The sequence below is a fragment of the Pseudomonas emilianonis genome, from assembly GCF_023072625.1.
In the GTDB taxonomy this organism is placed as follows: domain Bacteria; phylum Pseudomonadota; class Gammaproteobacteria; order Pseudomonadales; family Pseudomonadaceae; genus Aquipseudomonas; species Aquipseudomonas paraveronii.
The window spans coordinates 1-1574 of record NZ_JAKNRV010000632.1 but is presented as its reverse complement, the minus strand read 5'-3'; the positions used below and the strand labels follow the sequence as shown (position 1 = coordinate 1574).

The window sequence follows — 1574 nt, the reverse complement described above, 5'->3', positions numbered from 1 at the left end:
CCCCAAAACGCCCCACCGATCCCCAACAGGGTGATGTTGGCGGCGCACGCCAGAAAGGTGATCAGCGCGGCTTCACGCGACCTGACGTCCGCCATGGCGTTGGCCAGGCTCGCGCCGAGGGTGCCCAGCAGGGCCAAGCCGGCCAGCGTGGTAATGAACGCCGGCGGGAACGCCATGAATACCGCAGCCAGCGTCACCCCGAACACCCCGACGAGGATGTAGAACACCCCAGCGGCAACCCCGGCGACCCAGCGCTTGGACGCGTCCTCCGAGGCTTCCTTGCCCGTGCAGATGGCCGCCGTGATCGCCGCGACGTTGAGCGCGTGCGAGCCGAACGGCGCCATCAACAGCGACCCCAGCCCGGTCACTGTCAGGATCGGGTTGGCGCTGGTCTTGAAACCATCGTTACGCAACACCAGCATGCCCGGCATGTACTGGCCCGTTAGCGTGATCAGAAACAGCGGCAGCGCCACACTGAGCAACGCATTGAGCGAAAACTCGGGCCGGGTGAATACCGGCGCCGCCAGTTGCAGGGACAGGCCTGACAGGTCCACCCGCCCCTGCACCAGCAGGAATCCCAAACCCAGCAGCAGAATCCCGACGACGGCGTAGCGCGCAGTAAACCGCTTGAGCCCAACGTAAGCGGCGATCAGCAACCCGACCAACACAGGGTCGAGGCTCATGCCACCAAACGCGCCGATACCGAACTGCAGCAGAATTCCCGCCAGCATGGCCGCCGCGATGCCAGGCGGAATCAGCCGGATGACTTTTTCGAAACAGCCGGACAGCCCCAGCAGCACAAACGCCACGGCTGAAACGATGTACGCGCCGACCGCCTCGGCGTAAGGCGTGGCAGACAGCGCGACCACCAGAAACGCCGCAGCGGGGGTCGACCAGGCGGTGATGATCGGCTCACGGCTCACCCAACTGAGAAACAGCCCGGTCACCCCCACACCGATCGACACCGACCAGACCCACGAAGCGGTCAGCTCGGGACTCAGCCCAGCGACCTTGGCGGCCTGGAAAACCAGAATGAACGTGCCGCCATAATTGACGATGACTGAAATCAGCCCGGCCACGATGGGGTGGAACAGGTCGCGCAGGCGCAGCGACGACGGCGATATTGACGAAGACATAGGTAATTAGCTCCTTGCCAGGCGAGGGGTTGAGCCTCGCGTGATGGGCCATTGGCCGGCTTGAAGGCCGTGGCGCAGGTCGAAGTCTACGGATAGACTGGCCTGCCTATACCAGCCAATTGCTCAAGGCAAGGCAGACCGCATGGCGAAAACATTCGAGCTGGAAACCCTGCAAATGCGCCTCAACGATGCGCAATTCCAGCGGTTGGGCCTGCACCAGCGAATTCAACGCGCACTGCGCGCCTTGATCCTCGACGGCGCGCTGGCACCCGGCCTGAAGCTGCCGGCGACGCGGGTGTTGGCCAAGTCATTGGGGATCGCGCGCGATACGGTGGAGAACGCCTACGTGCAGTTGCAGCGCGATGGTTTTATCGTGCGGCGCGAGGGCTCCGGCAGTTACGTGTGCGAGGCCATCGGCACCGAATTGCGCGGTGCCTC

General features: G+C 64.2%; 2 protein-coding genes. One reads left to right on the top strand and one right to left on the bottom strand.

What is annotated here, in order from left to right; genetic code table 11:
• The coding region (locus L9Z73_RS30270) for a benzoate/H(+) symporter BenE family transporter (RefSeq protein WP_247408626.1) at positions 1-1136 on the bottom strand (1136 nt) is incomplete at its 3' end.
• A gap of 142 nt (positions 1137-1278) precedes the next feature.
• Between L9Z73_RS30270 and L9Z73_RS30265 the strand changes: the two genes are divergently transcribed.
• On the top strand, positions 1279-1574 hold a 296-nt coding region (locus L9Z73_RS30265; RefSeq protein ID WP_247408623.1), incomplete at its 3' end, for a GntR family transcriptional regulator.